Source organism: Phycisphaerae bacterium (assembly GCA_035384605.1).
GTDB lineage: Bacteria > Planctomycetota > Phycisphaerae > UBA1845 > PWPN01 > JAUCQB01.
In genome coordinates this window covers 1-20,183 of the sequence record DAOOIV010000096.1, presented here as the reverse complement: position 1 = coordinate 20,183, position 20,183 = coordinate 1, and the positions used below count along the sequence as shown (strand labels likewise).

The following is a 20,183-nucleotide window of genomic DNA, read 5'->3' as shown; positions in this document are numbered from 1 at the left end:
ATGCGGAAAGGATTCCGCCACCAGAGGCGGCCCGGAAAGGATTCCGGGCCGAGCAGAAGAAGCTCCGGGCCGAGCAGAAGAAGCTCCGGGCCGAGCAGAAGAAGCTCCGGGCCGAGCGGAGTCTCTCTCCCCCCCTTGCCAAGGGGGGGTGTCCTTCTCCCCCCCTTACAAAGGGGGGGCAGGGGGGGGTAGGGGAGGAAAGCCAAGGCCCCCCTTTATCCCCCCTTGTCAAGGGGGGAAGGAAATCGCGATCCGTCTCGTTTTCTGAGCGTGTTACCATTGGTAATCCACCGTGTATGTGATTTCCTTTTCCGCGTCAGGTTCCAGCGTGAAATCAAAGTGAATCGTGCTCACATCCTCGCGCGTCCACGCGTTGCTTGTCAGCGTGATCTCCCAATTCCGATTCGGCACCAGCCGCTCGACAAAGCGGGCCTGAATCGGTTCATCCTTGTGGTTCCGCATCCGCAGGCGGATGGTTCGAGTCTCCTGCCGGTGGCCCGGCCGTGTCATGTTCATCTCCGCCCGCTCGGCGGCTACGTCGAACGCCGAGCCGATATTGAGCTTCATCTCCTCATCCTTGGCGGTATGGTCGATCTCGGTGGTGTTGACTAACTGCATGTCGCCGTCCGAATCCCGCTGCATGACACGGACCCGCCCCTTGGGCAGCGGCATGCCCAGCTTGTTGTCCTTATCGTTCTTGAACTCCAGAACTACGGCGACATGCCGCCGGCTCTCATCCGTGCCCGGCGGCGAATCGAAGACATATCGCCGGATTGCCTTCACCCCCTCAGCCTTGAGCAGCTTGAGTTGCTTGATCTGCTGGTCCTTGACCGTGCTGGGGGCCGAGAGCGTATACAAGTGGTATTCGAAGAAGGACTTCTCGACGAACGCCTTCTCCGGCATCTTGGCCGGTGCCAGTCTCAACGCATACGCGTCCAAATCCGCGAATTCGATGCCCATTGAGAACCGCTCAACCTGATCCGGTGCCCACGGATCCGGCACCCGGTTGACGTCGCCGGCGATGAGCTTGATACCGGCGTCCTTGTAGGTTGATCCTGTGCGGTTATCGATGGTCACCCAGCCCTGCAGGTCGAGCTGATCCTTCTCTCCGGGAGCGCCGGGTGTGACCGCAACCACGTAATCCGCCTGCCACTCGGCATGGCCGCAGGCGTACATGAGCGTCGTCTCGTGCTGGCCGGGACGCTGTGTGCGGATCTTCCAGACCAGGGTGGGCTTGACGAACAGGTCCTTGGGAACATCCGGCATCTGCACCGCCCGGATCTGATCGCGGGAGATCGACTCGGTCTTGCGCATCTCGCCCGAGTCCGACGGCGGCTTATCGGCCAGCACAATGTCGCCGTCGTGCGAGCAGAGGAAGCCCTCATGCTGCTTGCCATCCTTCAGTACGCAGGTGATCTTGCGGTCGAGATAGCGCTTGAGGATCGCCCCGGCGGTCGCCAGGTCGTATTCGAAGTTCTGCTCGACGACCTTCGTGGCGATGGGGTCGGTTTCGCTCCAGAACCGCACGCTGGTCGGGTCGATGGTAGCGGCGACATCGGTGAAGTAGACCAGATTGTCCCCCGGCCGAAGGTTCAGGACGATGCGGTGGTCCTTGACCAGGGCCATGCCCATTTTGACCGGTCCGCGTGCAGGCGGCGACGTCGGCATGAACAACGTCGGGCGATCGCTCTCGAACAGGTTGAATACCGTGAGCTCGATGTCCTTCTGGATCACGCGAATCGGCGGGCTTTCGGCTTGGGCGATGGGGCCGAGGGGCAGGTGGAAGATGATGCCGAGGACAATCGCGATCATGGCCGCCACCCCCACGACAGCCACCAACCGGCGGGGCAGGACCAGTCGCCGACCGCGGACCTGCGGGATGGCCGTGATCCGGTCTCGCATCTCGCCCCAGGAGGGCCGGCGAGGCTGGGCGTCAGACCCGGCCTGGTCCAGAAGCTGTTCGAGTTGTCGATCCAGGTCGCTGGACACCGATCAGACCTCCACACGCGAGATGAGCCGCCGGCGAAGCTGAGCATACGCCCGCGACAATCGGCTTCGCACGGTCCCAGGCGGAATTCCCAGTGTTCTGGCCACCTCATCCGTACTCATCCCCGAAAAATGCCGGAGCGAAACCGTGATCCGGAACTCCTCCGACAAAGCCGCGACGGCCGCGTGAACCTCGACGCTGTTCTCATTGCCGGCAGGGCTGCTGTCCGCAGGATCGTCTTCAAGCTGTGCCGGCCGTGGCTGCCGGGCCGCCGTCAGGATCGCGTTGTGGGCCATCCTGAACAGCCACCCCGGAAACGCCGCCGGGTCCCTCAGCCCGGGCAGGTGCTGCCATGCCTTGCAGAAGACCTCCTGGGCTAGATCCTCGGCCTCATCGCGCCGCCGGGTCTTGCCGTGGACATAGGCGATCAGTGGCGCGCGGTATCGTTCGACCAACGTCATGAAGGCGTCGGCATCACCCCTGGCCGCCAGCTTGACCGCTTCCGCGTCGGGCAATTCCACGGTTCGCCCCTGTTCCTGCAACGTTAGACGCGTCGCGGGCGATTCTGCTCCCGGAAAACCGCTGAGGGATGAGTTTTCTTGAAAAGCACCTGCCAAGTCATGGTACCCGCGCGGTGAGCGGATGCAACGAGGTGGGACCGGTAGACCTGGGGCGAGGCTTCTATGGCGGACCGCTTGGTTACGTCAGGGCTTGCGCGCCGCGAACTGCAGATGTGCGCAACGGCCGAAATTGGCCGGGTCGCCGGCCAGACGCTGTTCGATCCTGGCCCAACGGCGTCGCTCGTCCGCATCCTCGATCAGCTCCCGGTGGCGTCTCATCGGCAGCACCGTCTTGCCGATCATGTCCAGCATCTCCAGACCCGCATCGGCGACCAGTCGCTCGATGCTTTTGGGTTCGAAGGTGTGAATCTCGAATTGCTCTGAGGGATCGCGAGTCAACCAGTGAGTGCGTCCGCTGCGAATGAACTGCTCCAATCCCTCGCGGTCGCCTCGTTCAAGGTAGTAATCCAAGCAGGGCACGCGGTTGTCGAGCGTGGCAACCAGCACGCCGCCGCTTGCCAGACAGCGGGCGATCTGTCTCATGGCCTGCTGAGGCGACTCGGTCAGTCCGATCGGTTCGCCCATAGCCATCGCTAACCCAAAATGTCCCTCGGGCAGGGCCGACAGGTCTGCCAGATCGGCCTGGACAAACTCCGCCTTGGCGGTCGCCCCCATTTCTTCAACCTGTCGCCGGGCCTCATCGAGCATCTTGGCCGACAGATCGACAAACGTGACCCGGTAGCCGCTCTTGAGAAGACGTCGGCCCCATTTGCCCGAGCCGCAACCCAGGTCGGCGACGGGAGAGATGAGATCTCTGGGAATGAATCGCTTGAGGTGCCCCCACGTCAAGGCGTCGTGCCATTGCCAGTACGCGTCGTCGTAGATGGACTCGTATCGTCCCGCGACGCGGTCGTGGTAGCGCTGGTTGTCAGAGCGTCGCCGTCGAGCCATGCGGTTATTCTAGCGGTCCGTGCGGTAGCCGGTAAGGACGACCTCTCCGAGCAGGCCGGCCGGCTTGAGGCGGTATTCGGGCACGCGGTGCCTGGTGTTGAAGAAATTGTGCGGACCGAGGCAGTCGATCTCGTCCTCGTTGCCCATGTGGTGTGGGCCGAAAAAGTTCCGCAGGCAGTTGGCCACGTGCAGGCTGATCTGGTTCCGGCCCCGACGGACGTGGGAGGTGATATCGAGCGTGTAGGGGGCCCACAGTATATGGCCGGCATCGACGCCGTTGACAGACACGCGGACGGCGCTGTGGAACTCAGGGCATCGCAGTTCCCAGCGATCTGCCCGAGTATCTGCATTGACATCGAGTGTGTAAGTGATGATGCCCGCATAGAAGGCCAGACCCTGATCGTGCCACGAGCCGACTGCCAGTTTTTTCGGCAGCGGGCCAATCCGACACTTGTCGCCTTCCACGTAGGTACCGAATCGGCCGAGCAGATACATGGGCTCGATTTCCAGGCCCGGCTGCCACCGGAAGTGGATCTCAATGGTGTTTGTGCCCGCCTTGAGACCGCCGGGAATCGGGATCCTGCGCAGGCACGGGTCAATGAGCCAGGCCGGTTGCGCCGGCACCGGGATCTTCCGGTCGTCAATCCTGATTTCGAAGTTTTCCGGCGTTTCAAGAAGCAACTCGGCACCGCCGACTTTCAGTTCGCTCGTGGCGGTGAATCGCATGAACGCTTGCGGAGCGTTGCCGTGCCGGGCCAGAGCCTGCTCGGCATCAAGTGTTGACATGAGTCCCGCCGAACGCCCGTCGATGAACAACTCGCCTGCGTCCAGAATGAAGGGGTTATCGCGGTCCATCTGATAAGGCAACTGGTCGCCGTGACAACAGAGCGTCTTCTGGAAAACCTGGGTTTCCTTTGCGGGTGCAGGAACGCGACGGCCGCGCTTGAAGAGAATGGCATGAGACTTGGCGAAATCGAATGATAACTCGATGCGGCACTCGTCGTTCTCGCGGGTGTGCGGTAGAGGCGACAGATGCCCGCTCACTGTGTTGACCAGCATTGGTATGCCGGGTACGTCGAAGATGACGCAGGACGTGTGAGCGGTTTTGGCCCCGCTGGCCAAAAAGAAGATATGCTGTCCTTCGGCTCGCCGGTGCATGACCATGATATCACGGTTGTGCGGATCGTTGCCCAACACGCGACAGGCCCTTTTGGCCACCGGTCCGACCAGATCGGAGATGCACTGCCGGAATTCCGGTGCCTGCCAATGGCCCAGGCTCATCGCTTCGTCCAGCAACGACCCGTAGGCGTCGGTGGGCTCACCTTCCAGGTGCGTCGGGGCGGGTTCCACGTAGTACAATCGCCCTCCGGAGGACGCGAACTTCCGCAGCATTGTCACGGTGGACTTGCGCCACGTCAGGCTGTGGGGGATGATGACTGCGTCATAAGTGCCAGAGCCCAGTTTGAGGCCGGCGCCTTGGACCCGGCCATGCTGTTTCAGGAGGACCTCGTTTCCAAAATCAAAGTCGATCTGGTAGGCCAGCAGGCATTCGACCAGCTTTTTCAAGGCTTCATTCATTGGGTCATTGGGCCACGGGTACCCGCCGGGCTCGTGGGTCGCAAAGAAGCTCTCGATAGGGTGCATGACCAGGACGTTTACGACCCGTTTTCCCCGGGTCAGCAAGTAGCCCAGCCGGGCGAAATGGGCGCCAAGATCCTTGCTGAACGGCCACCAAGGTTGCTGGAACGAAAGGCTCGGCGGATAGTCGCGTTTCCGAAAACCCCGCAGGGAATAGTGAAAAGCATGCTGGCAGACCAGGTTCAGTCCCATGGCGTACTGCCAGTCGGCCATCCATTTCTGTTCGCGAATGCCGAAGCGCCATCCCCCGCCGGCGAAGGTCTCGCACATCACGCGAGGCTTGTCGAACTGGTGGGCGATGCTCGATGCCTGTTTGACGAGCACCCTCGCCGACGACCAAAAGTCCTTCAAGTCAAGGTCTTTGCCCAGATGGTCGATGCCGGGATACTGCTGATAGTAGTAGTGCAGCATCGGGTCGCCGATCACGTGGGTCGCGCAACGGGGATGTTCTTCCAGCAGGTAGTGGCCGGTGAAGACCATCTTGTGTCGCGCGCACCATTCGGCGAGGATCCGGGTGTAATTCCGCGAGAACAGCCTCGCGAGACAGGAGTAGAAGCACCATCGGGCGCGGATGGCGTCGGGCCCGCCGAACGCGATGGTCATCAGATTATCCAGAAGGGGAGCGCCATACCGCTTCTCGAACTCCCTCTCCAGGACCGGCGACATGGGCAGCCGTACGACCGGTTCGCTCCAACCGAGTTCATGGTATGAGGGTTCATCGGTAAATACGCCGGGAACGTTCCTGCCGAACTCTTTTCCAATTTCGCGCCGGTAGGCCTCATAGATGTTTTGGATGAAGGCGCGGGTTACCTTGGGGTTCAGCACGTCCACGTAGCCGTCGGCCCACGCCTCGGGCGAGAAATGGCGGCGGTAGTTGTGCAACTCCCGGCGAAAGATCACAAGTCTCTCGCGGCAGGTGGGCGGCAACCGCGACCAGCTCCCGGGCAGGTCCGCGGGATCAAGCCGCTGGCAATCGCTGAAGCCATTGACTTTTCTGCCCGTGGCGTAGGCGGCGATGATGCATTTTGGTCGCTCCAGTTTTGTGCCGATGGATCCGTTGCAGGGGATGATTTCGGCGGTGGCGTACTGCTGGAGGTACTCCTCGCCCAGTGCATTGACCGCACCGCCGCCAAAGCCGCTCGGCCAGCCATCCTCGTCGTAAATCCAGGCGAACATGCCCCGTTGCCGGGCCTCATCCACGGCGGCCTTGATTGCCGTCATCCATTCCTGGGACATATAGGGGGTGACGCGGCCCATCCGGGCATGCATGAAGAAACCGCCGATGTTCTGGCGCGACATCTCGGCAATCTGGCGCCGGACCTCTTGGGGGTCCATCACGTCATTCCAGAACCAGAACGGGGCGGCCATGAACTCTGGCCGCAGTATTTTCAACTCGTCCGCCAGCGTCAAAGGGGGCACTCCTGTGGTCGCAAGTACACCGACGATACCGCAATCGGGCCGGAATTACAAACTGCGGGGGATATCAGTAGGTGTCAGCGAAATTGGATACGTTCGACAGGGTTGCGGGCGTGACTGGTTGCGAGCAGACGCCGCGTGCCGGCGGGCGTGATTATCGGACGACGACTCACAGGACGGTAGTTTCGGAGGTTGCGATTGGGCGGGCAGAATCACAGTCTCGCCTCATGCCCGCCCGACTTCCAGCTTGGTGGTAGGCAAGTGGGGGTTTCGAGCCAGAACGTATCACGCACTGGTGTTGGGTTTCATGGCAGGCGCATCTGCCTGACAACCCTCAAACCAAGCCAAGGTCTCCTGACGATTGCTGTTGAGTGTCTCTTTAATCATCCCACCAGAAGTCAAAAAAGAAACCGTCGAGGCTGTGGCCGCAGCAGCCGTGATCGCAATCGTCGTCGCAGAAGCCGTCGAACTCCACTTCGAATTCCCCGTCTTCGCAGTCGCAGTCTATCTCTGCTCCCGGCAGCAAGCAGGACGCGATGACGAGCAGGGCGGTCAGCACGCGATTTCGGATCATGCTTATCACGAATGCCTCCTTATGTTCCTGGCGGGTCGGCTTCCGACCCGGACACGATACTCCTGATCTCAGAGCGACTCCTCTTACATAGTTACGAGACAGATTCTCCCCGCGAAGGTTTGGCGCGTGTTTTCTGAGGCTGCCTGGCGCATCAGCCGGTGAGGCACCTTATTTGATATTGCAGAGAGGCGATAACGGCTTGTCTGGAATCGACTTACGGAATCCTGTGCCTCGGCATGAGCCTCACGGCCGCAGTCCTTTGGGCAGGGACTGTCGGTTGGTCCAAAATGCTTCGCTGAATTACAATGCTGGGTCGGTTTCTGCCCGGCCAGTTTCTCTGGTCGAGCGGCAGACAGGGGGTTGCACATGGGTCGGCCGGTCATATCTGTGCGGGGTGCGCGGGAGCATAACCTGCGGAACGTCTCTTTGGATCTGCCGCGAAACCGGTTGATCTGCTTCACCGGGGTCTCCGGAAGCGGCAAAAGCAGCCTTGCCTTTGACACCTTGTACGCCGAGGGCCAGCGCCGCTACATCGAATCGCTCAGCGCTTACGCACGCCAGTTTCTGGGGACCCTGGCCAAGCCGGACGTGGACCAGATTACCGGGTTGAGCCCGGCGATTGCCATCCAGCAGAAGACGTCGGGCTGGAATCCTCGCAGCACCGTGGGGACGGTGACCGGCATCTATGATTTTCTCAGAGTCTTGTATGCCAGACTCGGCCGTCAACACTGTCCCCAATGCGGAGACCCAATCACCGCCCAGACCTCCGAGGCCATTGTCGGGCGCATCCTGAGTACGCAGGCCGGATCGCGCGTGTTGATTCTTGCTCCGGTGGTGCGAGGGCAGAAAGGCGAGCACGTTGAGCTTCTGGAGGATCTCCGCAGGCGAGGCTATGTCCGAGCGCGGATCGACGGGAGGGTGGTTCACCTGGACCGGGCACCTGCACTCGGGCGTCATAATCGGCACGACATCGAGGTCGTTGTCGACCGACTGGCAGTCGGCCACGAGGTACGGGCTCGCCTCGCGGAAGCTGTTGAAAACGCGCTCGCCCTGGGCAACGGCACACTCATTGTGGCTCCGGCGGAGCCCGAGTCGTCGGCATCTGCGCCAAGCGAAGCCGGCGGCCTGCTTGGGGAGCTGCTGTTGTCCTCCAAGTATGCTTGCGCCAAGTGCGGAACCGGTTTCGACACGCCGTCGCCCCAGTTGTTCAGTTTCAATTCGCCGACGGGCATGTGTCTGACCTGCGACGGGATGGGCGCGATCTACGATTTTGATCCGGAACTTCTGGTTCCGGACCCGTCCCTGAGTTTTTTTGATCCCTGCATTGCGCCGATGCGAAAACGTCCCGGCCGTTGGCGGCGGCACATCTACGAAGGGGTCGCCAAACACGTGGGGTTCGACATTCGGCTGCCCTGGGGCCGCCTACCACAACGGGCCCGTGATGCCTTGCTCTACGGCACCGGCGACGAGCACATCACCTTCGAGTGGCGGTATCGCGGCGGCGTGTGGAAACATGGCGGCACTTTCGAAGGGGTGATCGCCGAGCTGCGCTCCTGGTACCGCAAGGCCAAAGCCGGTTTTGCTTGCGCCTATTACGAGAAGTACATGAGTCGCAAGCCATGTCCCGACTGCCGGGGCGCCCGCCTCAATGCCCAGGCGCGGCATGTCCTGGTCGGCGGGAAGGCCCTTCATGAATTGTGCGCCATGTCGGTGCTCCAGGTGCGAGAATTCTTCGACACGTTGCACCTTGACCCGACCGAGCGGCTGATTGCCGCCGAGGTGTTGAAGGAGGTGGGCGGGCGGCTCTCGTTCTTGTCGAATGTGGGTCTTGACTATCTGACGCTTGATCGCCCGGCGCCGACGCTTTCGGGCGGCGAGGCCCAGCGGATTCGCCTGGCTGGTCAGATCGGCTGCGGCCTGGTGGGCGTGCTTTACGTTCTTGACGAGCCGTCGATCGGACTGCATCCGCGCGACAACCGGCGGCTCCTGGCCAGCCTCGAACGATTGCGGGACATGGGCAACACCGTCGTGGTCGTCGAGCATGACGAGGAGACGATGCGAACCGCCGACCTGATCGTTGATTTCGGCCCGGGACCGGGGGTTCGCGGCGGGGAGGTGGTGGCCACGGGCACGATTGACGAGATGGCGGCAAATGAGAAGTCACTCACGGGCGCGTACTTGGCAGGCCGGCGGAGTATCGAGGTGCCGAAGCAGCGACGGCCCGTGGATGTCGAGACGATGCGCAAGGTGACTCGTGGCAGAGAGGACCAGAAACCATGAGCGGGCAATCGGAAGTACGGATTGCAGATGAGGAAACGTGCCGCAGGTTTGCGGAGGTGTGCCGGTTGACGCAGGAACGGCTTGGCCGGATGTCAGCCGCTGAACGCGACCGCTTGCTTCAGGAGTACATGGCGGAAGTGCATACTCCGGAGAAGAAGTTCGAGATGCTTTGCCGGATGACAACAACGATGCTTCGTTTGCGGCGCGGGGCGGCGCAGGCAAGGCAGACGGAGGGCAGCGACGATGGCAAATGATGATTTCGCCGGCTTGATTCGGCAGGTCACCACTCCTCTTGAAGAGCAGGGGGTTGTCTATGCGATCACCGGCTCGGTCGCAAGCAGCATACATGGTGAACCCCGTGCCAGCATCGATGTGGACATTGTGATGAACATGAGGCCCAACCAGGTATCGAGGCTTGTTGCCGACCTGGGCCCTCGTTTCTATGCCGACGCAGATGTGATACGCCAGGCGTGCGTCGATCATTCGATGACCAATGTGATCCACCGTAAGACTTCCCTCAAATTTGATCTGAGCATGCTGCCGGATACTCCCTACTACCGGGAGGTGCTTCGAAGACGAGTCTGGGTTGAATATCCGGAGAGCGACCTCAGGATCTGCGTGGTATCGGCGGAAGACATCGTTCTCATGAAGCTCTTGTGGCGCAAGACCACGGGTTCCAGGAAGCAGTGGGAAAACGCCCTGAGTGTTGTCAGGACTCAACGTACTCGGCTGGACTGGACTTATCTTCGGGGGTGGGCAGCGGAACTCGGCATCAAGACGGACCTTGAAGAACTGGCGCGTGAGGCGGGGATCTAGTGAGCAAGCGACGGCGTGCCATGGGCAAAGGGGCGATACCTGTTGCTGATGACCGGCAGCGCTGGCTGACCGTGCGCGGGGCGAGGCACAACAACCTCAAGAACGTTGATGTTCATTTCCCGCTGGGACGGTTCATCTGTGTGACCGGCGTCTCGGGCAGCGGCAAGAGTTCGCTGGTCATTGACATTCTCCGCGAGCGCCTGGCCCGCGACCTGAACGGAGCCGAGGAGGTCAGTCCCGGTGATTGCGACGGCATCGACGGTCTTGAGCATCTCGACAAGGTGATCGACATCGATCAGCAGCCGATCGGCCGTACTCCGCGAAGCAACCCGGCCACCTATATCAAGGTGTTCGACGAAATTCGCGACCTTTACGCCCGGCTGCCGGATTCGAAAGTGCGCGGCTATAAACCGGGGCGGTTCAGCTTCAACGTGCCGAGCGGCGAAGAGGGCGGCGGCCGGTGCGAGGCCTGCGAAGGCAACGGGGCCAACCGCCTGGACATGGAGTTTCTCGCCGATATCTGGGTTCCCTGTCCTGTCTGCGAAGGGCGCCGCTTCAACCGCGAGACGCTCGCCATCCACTTTCGCGGCAAGAGCATCGCCGACGTCCTGGACATGGACGTACAGGAAGCTCTCCGGCACTTCGCGAACATCCCGAAGATTGCCGGCATGCTCCAGACGCTGCATGACGTCGGCCTGGACTACATCAAGCTCGGGCAATCGTCAACGACGCTGTCGGGCGGCGAGGCACAACGGATCAAACTCGGCCGCGAGCTGGTGCGGAGGAGTACCGGCCGAACGCTATATATCCTCGATGAGCCGACAACAGGACTACACTTCGAGGACATTCGGCGACTCCTGCAGGTGCTCCACGGCTTCGTGGACAGCGGCAACACAGTGGTGGTGATCGAGCACAATCTCGACGTGATCAAGACGGCCGACTGGGTCATCGACCTTGGCCCCGAGGGCGGCGAGGCCGGCGGGTATGTGGTCGTGGCCGGGACGCCCGAACAGGTCGCCGAGTGCGAGGCGTCATACACCGGTCAGGCCCTCCGGCCGGTGCTCCGTCTGGACGGTCACCCCCCCCAGCCCCCCCTTGCTAAGGGGGGGGGGTTGCAGCCCCCCCTTGCTAAGGGGGGGAGGTTGCAGGCCTCCCTTGCTAAGGGGGGGAGGTTGCAGGCCTCCCTTGCTAAGGGGGGGAGATTGCAGGCCTCCCTTGCTGACGGGGGGAGGTTGGCAAGCGGGCCCGGCTTAGCGGTTCCTGCTCTTGGCGGAGAAGCCAGTGCAGTTCCCTCTCTTAATGGGGAGGAGCGCTCTCTTCTTCCCCCCCTTAACAAGGGGGGGGCAGGGGGGGTAGCCCCCGGCGAAGGGGACAACGGCGAGGCCGCCGAGGTTACGGTCGTCGGGGCCGGCCAGCATAATCTCAAGGATGTCACGGTTTCCTTCCCTCGCGGCAAGATTACCGTTTGCAGCGGAGTGTCCGGCAGCGGCAAGAGCAGCTTCGCTCTCGACACCGTGTACGCCGAAGGCCAGCGCCGATACGTCGAATCTCTCAGCACCTATGCTCGCCAGTTTCTTGGCCAGCTCGCAAAGCCCAAAGTGGAGCGCATCGAAGGCCTGTCTCCGGCCATCAGCATCGAGCAGAAGACCGCCGCCCGCTCGCCGCGTTCCACGGTGGGCACGGTGACCGAGGTTTTCGATTACATGCGCATTCTCTGGGCGCGTATAGGCATTCCTTATTGCCCCAAGTGCGATGTTCCCATCGGCACGCAAACCAGTGACGAAATCATCGATAAAGTCCTGGACTTGCCGGAAGGGACTCGAGCGCTTGTGCTGGCTCCCATCGAGCAGACGGGCAACGAAGACTACGCGGCGCTGTTTGCCCGCGAGCAAGCCAGTGGTTTTGCCCGCGTGCGGGTGGACGGCCAGGTGTACGAGCTTGAAAAGCCGCCCTCACTGGATCGCAAGAGTCGTCACTCGGTTGAGCTGGTGGTGGACCGGGTGGTCATTCGCAAACGGGAGCGGTCACGCATTGCCGACAGTATTGAAATGGCTTTGTCGATCGGGAGCGGCTGGGTCATGCTCGCGCCCGTGGACGGAGGTGAGGCGCTTCGATTCTCCCAGAGACGGTCGTGCACGCAATGCGGTACCGCCTACGAAGACCTGACGCCGCATCATTTCTCCTTCAACACGCGCCTCGGCTGGTGTGAGACCTGCGAGGGGCTCGGTACGCAGAAGGGGGCCAGCGTTGCGATGGTCGTGCCCAACCCGCGACGTTCGATACGTGACGGGGCGATCGCCGGCTGGGAGGATTTCGAGGAGAATACCTTGTTGGCCGAAATGGTCGGTCTGGTGGCGGATCATCTGGGAGTCTCGCCGGGTATTCCCTGGTGCAAGCTTCCAGCCGAAGCTCAGCGGGGCCTGCTCTATGGCACGGGGGCTCACTGGTACGATCTCGGTCAAGGCGTCCGTTTCCAGTGGAAGGGGTTCTACCCGGCGATTGATGAGGCTTCGCGTTCGAGCTGGCAATACCGCCAGCGGCTGAGCCAGCTGACTTCCGAGGTGGCCTGTCAGAAGTGCGGAGGAGGGCGGCTGCGGCCGGACGCCGCGGCGGTTCGCGTCGGCGGCAAGACCATTGTCGACGTCTGCCGGATGCCGTTGGATGATTGCCTGCGGTTCTTCAAGGATCTGCGGCTGGATGCCCGCCAGCGCAGAGTGGCCGGCGAACTTCTGTTTGAGATCCGCAATCGGTTGCAATTCCTGGTCGATGTCGGCCTCGATTACGTGACGCTTCACCGTTCGGCCCCGACGCTCTCCGGTGGCGAGTCTCAGCGGATTCGCCTCGCCTCCCAGATCGGCAGCGGGCTCACCGGCGTTCTTTACGTTCTTGATGAGCCAACCATCGGCCTGCATCCGCGAGACACGCGGCGGCTGATTTCCGCCTTGCACCGGCTTCGGGATCTTGGCAACACACTTCTGATGGTCGAACACGATCGCGACGTGATCACGGAGTCGGACCACGTTCTCGATTTCGGGCCGGGCGCTGGAGCGTTCGGCGGGCGAATCGTGGCCGCCGGCACGCCTCAACAGCTCAGAACGGCCCAGGAATCGCTCACCGGCCGGTATCTGGGCGGCCGCGAAGCGATCCCCATCCCGGCGCGGCGACGCCCCGGCAACGGCCGGTTCCTTCGCATCATCGGCGCCCGCCAGAACAATCTTCGCAACATTGATGTCGACATTCCGCTCGGTTGCCTCGTGGTCGTCACCGGCGTGTCCGGCAGCGGCAAGAGTTCGCTGGTCAACGACGTATTGCACAACGCCTTGGCCAGGCGCATTCATCGGGCCGGCGTGGAGCCCGGGGCCCACGACGAGATTATCGGGGTTGAATTCATCGACAAGGTCATCAACGTGGATCAGTCGCCGATCGGCAGCTCGCCCACGAGCAACCCGGCCACGTATACCGGTGTGTTCGACGAGATTCGGGCGCTGTTCGCTCGCCTGCCGGAAGCCAAGGTGCGCGGCTACAATGCCAACCGTTTCAGTTTCAACCGGCCGGGTGGCCGATGCGAGGCCTGCGAGGGCAACGGCCAGCGCTGCATCGAGATGCACTTCCTGCCTGATGTATGGATCACCTGCGAGACCTGCGGCGGCACGCGTTACAAGGCGGAGACGCTCGAGGTGCGGTATAAGGGCAAGAGCATCGCTGATGTGCTTTCCATGCGTATTTCGGAGGCTCTCGAACACTTCAAGAACGTGCCGCGCGTGCGGCGGATGCTTCAGACGCTTGATGACGTCGGTCTCGGATATCTTCAGCTCGGACAGCCGGCGCCCACGTTGTCGGGCGGCGAGGCCCAGCGGGTGAAACTCGCGGCCGAACTGGGCCGCCCAAGCACCGGCAAGACCCTTTACATTCTCGATGAGCCGACCACCGGCCTGCACTTCGAGGATCTGCGAAGACTGCTTGACGTGTTGCACCGGTTGTGCGACATGGGCAACACCGTCGTCTGCATCGAGCACAATCTCGATGTGATCAAGACGGCCGACTGGATCATCGACCTTGGTCCGGAGGGTGGCGCCGCAGGCGGAGATATCGTGGCCGAGGGCCCGCCGGAGAGAGTGGTTGCCAGTCAGCGATCGCATACCGGGCGTATCCTGGCGGAGGTCCTTCGCAGCGGAACGCGGGTCGAGCGAAAGATCTTCGACCCGGCGCGGGCTCTGGTTACCGAAGATGTCTCGATCACCGCCGAGGAGGACATCGGCCAGGCGAAGATGCCCTGGGAGATCGACGGCCGCCGCTGGCATACGCGAGATCGGGTCGGCCCACGAGGTGAGCCGGCGAGGTGGGAAGGGGCGGCCCTCGAATGGCTCATCGATCAGATTGAGAAGATCGGCCAAGGCCGGCTGTCGCCGACCAACTACAACTCCCGGAGCACCGTCGAGATCAAGATGCCCGGCAGCGCGTCTCCCTGGTTCTTCCACGCTCGAACCGGCGGCGTGTGGTTGCTGGATGTCACCTTCCGCGTGCCCGCTCGGGCGTTCAGCAACGCCGAAGTGCGCCGACTGATCCCCCTCAAGACGCTCGATGAGATGAACGAGCTGCCGATCTACGGCAAGGAGCCGCGGGTGAACGTACGCCATTCAGGGCGTCTGACCGACGACGTGCGCATTCTGATTCACTCCAAGAAGGAGATCGCCACCGCCGACTGTCGCGAGTTCATCAAGAGGGCGTTTCAGGCTTACCAGCGGCTGATCCGCAAAATGGGCGAGGACGTCGAGATGCGCCAGCCGTGGAAGGTCAACGGCCGGCAGTGGCACCTGTCGCAGCAGATGCTGTCGAAGAACACCGAGAAGCTCTGGAGGGGATCTTTGATCGTGGAGATGCTCGGCCGGCTCAAGAAAATGGTCCCTGAAATCAGGGAGGACTGGACGCGGAAGGTCATGGTGGTGCTGCAGCATCCGGAGGTACCCGGGGTCTGGGCACGGTTCATTACTAACCAGGCCAATGCCATGCGGGTTGAGGTCCATTGCGCACGGGGGCAATTCACGCCTGCCCTGATCGACAAGCTCGGGATCGACCCGGTCATCCGCCACCTCAGCCATCACGATCAGGTCCAGTTCTGGCTGCAGAAATCGCAGCAGTGCGACCAGGAACAGCTCGAGCGGCTGGTACGCGAGTCAATCGCATCGCTGAGAAAGGAATGACACAGAAATGGCCAATGCTCAAGGCCCAATGACCAAGGAATGACCAATGCCGAAATCTGAATGCCCAATGAATGACCAAGCACGAAATCCGAACAGCGATGCTCCACCTGAGGTTTCGTCATTCGGGCTTCGAGCTTCATTGGTCATTGGGATTTGGTCATTGGGCTTTTGCCGTCACGGCTTCCGTCTTATGAGGAGGGCCACGTGAAATGAGCACCCTGGTCCCCAATCGCCTGTTGTTCCGCTTTGAGTTCCCGCTGCGGTACCGCTCGTCGCCGGTGATCGACGGCGATCTGTCCGATTGGCCCGACGAGTTCCTGCTCCCGGATTTTGGCAGGCTCGACAACTGCAGGTCTTTCGGCAAGGTATGGATGGCGTGGAACGAAACCGGCCTGTTCATCGCCTGTCGCGTTGAAGGCCGAAGGGCTCCTTTCAGATGCGAGCCGCGACGGTTCTGGGAAGGCGACAATCTTCGCCTATGTACGGATATGCGCGACACCCGCGAGATCAAGCGGGCCTCACGGTATTGCCAGCAGTTCTATTTTCTCCCGGCCGGCGGAGGGCGCCACGGCCGCGATCCGTGCGCCGGCGCCGCCCGGATCCATCGTGCCGCCGAGAATGCCCCTTTGCCGCCGGAGGGCTCGATCCCGATCGCCGGTCGGCGTGACGGCGACGTCTACACGCTCGAAGCCCGGATTCCGGGCGAGATCCTCTCGGGCTTCGATCCCGACGAGCATCCTCGGATCGGACTGTATACCATGCTGGAGGACGTCGAACTCGGACAGCAGTACCTGACCGTCGGCGACGAGTTCAATTGGCACATCGACCCCAGCACCTGGGCAACGGCGGTCCTGACCAGAGACGCATGACCGTGCTACTGGGCGTCCTTCGGCGGGCCCTCTGCGTGCTCGACGAGTCGCCCGGTATTCTCGGCGATGCGAAACATGACGAGAAGCAGTTCCAGGTAGACTCGACTCAGAATGACCGCCAATATGAACGCGATGGGCGCCCCGATCAGGCCACCGAGGATTCCGCCCGCCGATCCGGATCCAAGCCCGGCCGCCAGAAGCGCCAGTGCCCAGATCGCGGAGCCGATAATGGCCAGAATGAAAAGAATCTTGATGATCTTGGGGGTAATGAAATCGCTGAAGGACATGTCGAGCAGGCTGGAGAAGAAACTCTTGGCATCATTCATTGGCGTATCTCCTTGTGATGTGCAGATGTGCCTGCACGGTTCCCGGGAATTGCCGGCGCGGTCCCCGCGGATGACGCGGAGAGCGGCGTGCGGCCATCATCTTCCCAGGGGATGGTCTGTTTTGTCAACCGGAGCCGGCTTTTCGCGTGTCTTATCGATGCGGGGCTTCGGGTCTTGCGTGATCGCAGGGAATCGCCCTTTCTGCCGCCGGTCGCTTGCCCAGGCTTTTCTGTCGCGATCGGCTTGCTGATTGCCGTTCGCGCGATACCCCCGCGTCGTGACGCGTTTCGGGTGCTTCTCGGCTTCAAGGTGGGTCCACGGTTGACAACCCATCGCCGTGCATGCACATTGTCTGCCTGTTTTGGGGTTTCCAGCCGCGTGGTTTGAGTGCCCGTGTCATGAGTCTGAAGTACCGTTTCCTCGCCATCGACGTTGACGGGACGTTGATGAACTCGCGCAATGAATTGCCACCCGCCCACCGCCAAGCCTTACACCGGGCCCATGAGGCCGGCATGATCGTCTGCCTGTGCACCGGTCGTATGCTGGCCGAGGCCCGCGCGGTGCTCGATGAGATCGGCCTGGATTCAGATGTGGGCGTGTTCGTTTTCGGGGCGATCGTCAGCGAGTTGTCCACCGGCCGAACGATGCACCGCACGACGATTGCGCACCACCTGGCGGATCGGTTGGTCGCCCATTTTCGATCGCTGGGTTCTCCGGTTCTGGTGCTGTACGATTCCGCTGAGGCCGGCGTGGATTACCGCTACATACCGGGCGAGCGGAATCGCAAGTACTTCGAGCGTTGGCTGCAGATCTCGCCTTCTCGCACTGAGCACCTTGCAGAGTGGCGGCCGTTGCCTTTCGAGCCGGTTCGAATCGGCGTCATCGAGGATCCGGCCCACATCGGCGAGACCTTCACCTCCGTGCGGCAGGCTTTCTCGCCGGTCGAGCTGAAATGCAATTCTATCTTCGCTCCCAACTATGGCCTGCATGTGGTCGAATGCTTTGCCCCGACGGTCAACAAGTGGCACGGGATCATGCAGGTTGCCGGACCGATGGGTGTCGACGGTTCTGAAGTGGTGGCTATTGGAGACGACGTGAATGATCTCGAGATGATCCGCCATGCCGGCCTGGGGGTGGCGATGGGCAACGCCGTTGCCTCGGTGAAAGCCGTCGCCCGGTGGCATGTGCCCAGCAACGACGAAGACGGCCTGGCGGTGGCGATTGAGAGGATACTGAAGAATGATGAGTGATGAATGCAGCATGATGAATGGGGAACGCGCGGGACCTGGCTTACATAACGCATCCTCCCTCAACGCCCCGGCAGCGTCGAAGGCAGACAGCCAGGGGCGCGAGCCCCTGGGATCCGTGCCCCATCGGCAGGTCAGCCTCGGCGGGGCGGCAGGTGCCGGAGGTTTCATATTCATCGTGTTCTTCCTTTTCCTCCTCGCGGCGGTCGTCCCGGTGCCGCACGTTCTCGCGAACGATTCCCGATCTGTCGGTGGCGAGTACCGCGCCGACGTGCCCTACCCCGAGTTCATGCCCATGTGGCGCGAGGGGTGGTCATGGACCGACGAAAACGGCGAGAAGATCCGGTATGCCCACCCGGACATGCCGCTCGGCGGTTACCTCTTTGCCATTTTTCGCAATAGCAGCGACAAGATGATGGTGGTCGAGGATGTGCTGCTGGACGGCGTGAGCCTTGCCCAGGCAGTCGCCCCGGAACACAAGCCGAAGAACCACCCGGACGACAAGTACCCCTCCAGCCTTCAGTTTTCCAGGCTGCCCAAGGATCAGATCGACAGGCTGGTAGCGGCCGGCGAGCCGGTATGGTGGAAGACCGAGCCGATGATCGTACCCCCCGGCGGATACGGACAAGTCACTGTGCGTCTTCGCCGCGACCCGAAGGTCGAGGTGCTGACCGTCTCGATTCCTGGTCTTCCTGAGACCGACGCCCGGGTCGCCGTCCCCGTCAAAACAAAGCAGCCTTGGTTCTTCAGCATCAACTTCACACCTGAGTTTGATGCCGCCTACGCCTACCTGCGTCACCCGGGCGGCAAGGGTATCGCCCCACGACAGATCCTGCTCGACGGCCAGGATGTCACCAGCCGCTGCACGATCGTAGCCGACGATGCCATCGATACCGTCCCGGTGATCATCAATCCCGCCTCGGCCTTCAAGAAGGGCACTTGGTACCTGTTCCAGGCCGTCTATGCCGACGGCGGCATCGCCAGAGTCAGCATCGGCGCCTGGCAGCCCGGCCTGGTCTACGGCATGTGGGGCTACTCCAAGGTCGGCAAGACCGCGGACGACAATCGCAAGTTCTTTCTCGAGGACATGCGCGTGCACAACATCAACACGCTTATGTACTCGATACCCGGCGAGGTGCGGGAGTTCCTTCGATCGAAAGAAGGGCAGGAATACTCGAAGAAGACCGGTATCCGGATCATGACCAACTGGGTCGGCGATGCGGTCAACCCCCCGTTCCTTTTTCTGACGGATGAGCCGGACGCCGGTGACTTCGCAAGCAGGATGCTCGACCCATACAAGCGGATCGGCAGCCTCGCCCAGTGGCTGGTCAATCGGGCAAACATGTTTCGCCGCGAGGACGCCGGCACGCCGGTCCTGCTCAACGTGGACAACACCTTCAAGCCCGAGAACTGGTACACCTACGCTCAACTGCCCGACCTGCCGTGCGCCGATCCGTATTATCAGGAGGGCGTGCAAAGCGTGCTGGAGTCTGACCCGACGAACTGGGGGCCGTACCTCAAACCCACATACGTTTACGCTGTCGGGACGATCTATCAGTCGGCTGGTGCACCCAAACCCATGCACCTGATTCTGCATACATGCCGCTTCGACATGAAGGATTGCCCATATCGCGGACCGACGCCGCAGGAGAAGCGGATCGAGGTTTACTACTCCCTCGCGGCCGGGGCCAAGGCCATGTCGTTCTGGTGGTACACGCCATTCGGCGAGTATTACGGGTGCGGCGGCAGCGACAAGGAAATGAAAACCCTGTGGAGAGAGATCGGCCTGGTCGGCGCGGAAATCCGCTCGGCCGAGTCGGCCCTCATCCGCAGTTGCCCGGCGACCGTTCCCGTCAGCGGCCCACGAATGCTGTGGATCCGCTCGCTGCTCGTCGGTGACGACGCCCTGGCGCTCATTGTCGTCAACGACAACTTCGCTTCCGATCGCCTCGGCACGATCTACCGGCCTGTCGAGAAAGCCGGAGTGAAGGTGCATGTGCCCTCCTGGCTTAAGCTTGCCGACGTCTTTGAGATCACTGCTGAGGGAGCACGCGATATCAAGTGGCAGATTGACGCCGGCGAACTCACCTTGGACCTCGGCACCGTCAACCTGACGCGATTCATTCTGGTCAGCAAGTCCGCCAGCCTTCGCGAGCAGACGCAGCAGGTCTATCAGGATCGCTTCGCCGCCAACGTCAAAACACTGTTGAGCGATCAGGCCCCCAAGTAGGGCCGACGCCCTCGTCGGCCCCAGTGCGTCTGCGAGTGTACTCGATCAGAGGGGTGCAAGTCCCCTCCAGGCCTGCGCTCTCCGGCCT

At 61.9% G+C, this 20,183-nt stretch carries 13 protein-coding genes; 7 read left to right on the top strand and 6 right to left on the bottom strand.

Going from position 1 to position 20,183, the window contains the following annotated elements; all coding sequences use genetic code 11:
• Positions 1-273 precede the first annotated feature (273 nt).
• The 5 genes from PLL20_17095 to PLL20_17075 form a co-directional block, all read right to left on the bottom strand.
• Positions 274-1,989 (bottom strand): hypothetical protein, encoded by a 1,716-nt coding sequence (locus PLL20_17095; GenBank protein HPD31711.1) that lies wholly within the window; start codon positions 1,987-1,989, stop codon positions 274-276.
• 3 nt (positions 1,990-1,992) lie between these two features.
• Positions 1,993-2,508 (bottom strand): sigma-70 family RNA polymerase sigma factor, encoded by a 516-nt coding sequence (locus tag PLL20_17090; protein HPD31710.1) that lies wholly within the window; start codon positions 2,506-2,508, stop codon positions 1,993-1,995.
• Positions 2,509-2,691: 183 nt separating this feature from the next.
• Positions 2,692-3,498, bottom strand: a complete 807-nt coding sequence (locus PLL20_17085; protein ID HPD31709.1) for a class I SAM-dependent methyltransferase — start codon at positions 3,496-3,498, stop codon at positions 2,692-2,694.
• Between the two features lie 9 nt (positions 3,499-3,507).
• On the bottom strand, positions 3,508-6,546 hold the full coding sequence (locus PLL20_17080; GenBank protein HPD31708.1) for a glycosyl hydrolase: 3,039 nt from the start codon (positions 6,544-6,546) through the stop codon (positions 3,508-3,510).
• A gap of 385 nt (positions 6,547-6,931) precedes the next feature.
• On the bottom strand, positions 6,932-7,135 hold the full coding sequence (locus tag PLL20_17075) for a hypothetical protein (GenBank protein ID HPD31707.1): 204 nt from the start codon (positions 7,133-7,135) through the stop codon (positions 6,932-6,934).
• A 357-nt stretch (positions 7,136-7,492) separates the two neighbouring features.
• On the opposite strand from PLL20_17075, the gene uvrA (PLL20_17070) reads away from it, so the two are divergent.
• The 5 genes from uvrA (PLL20_17070) (at position 7,493) to PLL20_17050 (ending at position 16,292) form a co-directional block, all read left to right on the top strand.
• Positions 7,493-9,406 (top strand): excinuclease ABC subunit UvrA, encoded by a 1,914-nt coding sequence (gene uvrA / locus PLL20_17070; protein ID HPD31706.1) that lies wholly within the window; start codon positions 7,493-7,495, stop codon positions 9,404-9,406.
• Positions 9,403-9,660, top strand: a complete 258-nt coding sequence (locus PLL20_17065) for a hypothetical protein (protein ID HPD31705.1) — start codon at positions 9,403-9,405, stop codon at positions 9,658-9,660. Before uvrA (PLL20_17070) ends, PLL20_17065 begins: the two co-directional genes overlap by 4 nt.
• Positions 9,650-10,222 carry a hypothetical protein gene (locus PLL20_17060; protein ID HPD31704.1) on the top strand — a complete coding sequence of 191 codons (573 nt, stop codon included), beginning with the start codon at positions 9,650-9,652 and terminating at the stop codon, positions 10,220-10,222. The genes PLL20_17065 and PLL20_17060 overlap by 11 nt, the downstream gene beginning before the upstream one ends.
• The gene (gene uvrA, locus PLL20_17055) at positions 10,222-15,423 is read left to right on the top strand and encodes an excinuclease ABC subunit UvrA (protein ID HPD31703.1); all 5,202 of its coding nucleotides are present in this window, start codon (positions 10,222-10,224) and stop codon (positions 15,421-15,423) included. The genes PLL20_17060 and uvrA (PLL20_17055) overlap by 1 nt, the downstream gene beginning before the upstream one ends.
• A gap of 209 nt (positions 15,424-15,632) precedes the next feature.
• A complete protein-coding gene (locus PLL20_17050; protein ID HPD31702.1) occupies positions 15,633-16,292 on the top strand; it encodes a hypothetical protein in 660 nt (219 codons plus the stop codon).
• Positions 16,293-16,297: 5 nt separating this feature from the next.
• Here the strand turns inward: PLL20_17050 and PLL20_17045 are convergent, their stop codons facing one another.
• Positions 16,298-16,618, bottom strand: coding sequence for a DUF4282 domain-containing protein (locus PLL20_17045; GenBank protein ID HPD31701.1), 321 nt, complete (start codon positions 16,616-16,618; stop codon positions 16,298-16,300).
• A 398-nt stretch (positions 16,619-17,016) separates the two neighbouring features.
• Between PLL20_17045 and PLL20_17040 the strand changes: the two genes are divergently transcribed.
• Positions 17,017-17,868, top strand: a complete 852-nt coding sequence (locus tag PLL20_17040) for an HAD hydrolase family protein (GenBank protein ID HPD31700.1) — start codon at positions 17,017-17,019, stop codon at positions 17,866-17,868.
• The gene (locus PLL20_17035; protein HPD31699.1) at positions 17,858-20,095 is read left to right on the top strand and encodes a hypothetical protein; all 2,238 of its coding nucleotides are present in this window, start codon (positions 17,858-17,860) and stop codon (positions 20,093-20,095) included. The genes PLL20_17040 and PLL20_17035 overlap by 11 nt, the downstream gene beginning before the upstream one ends.
• The last annotated feature ends 88 nt before the right edge of the window (positions 20,096-20,183 follow it).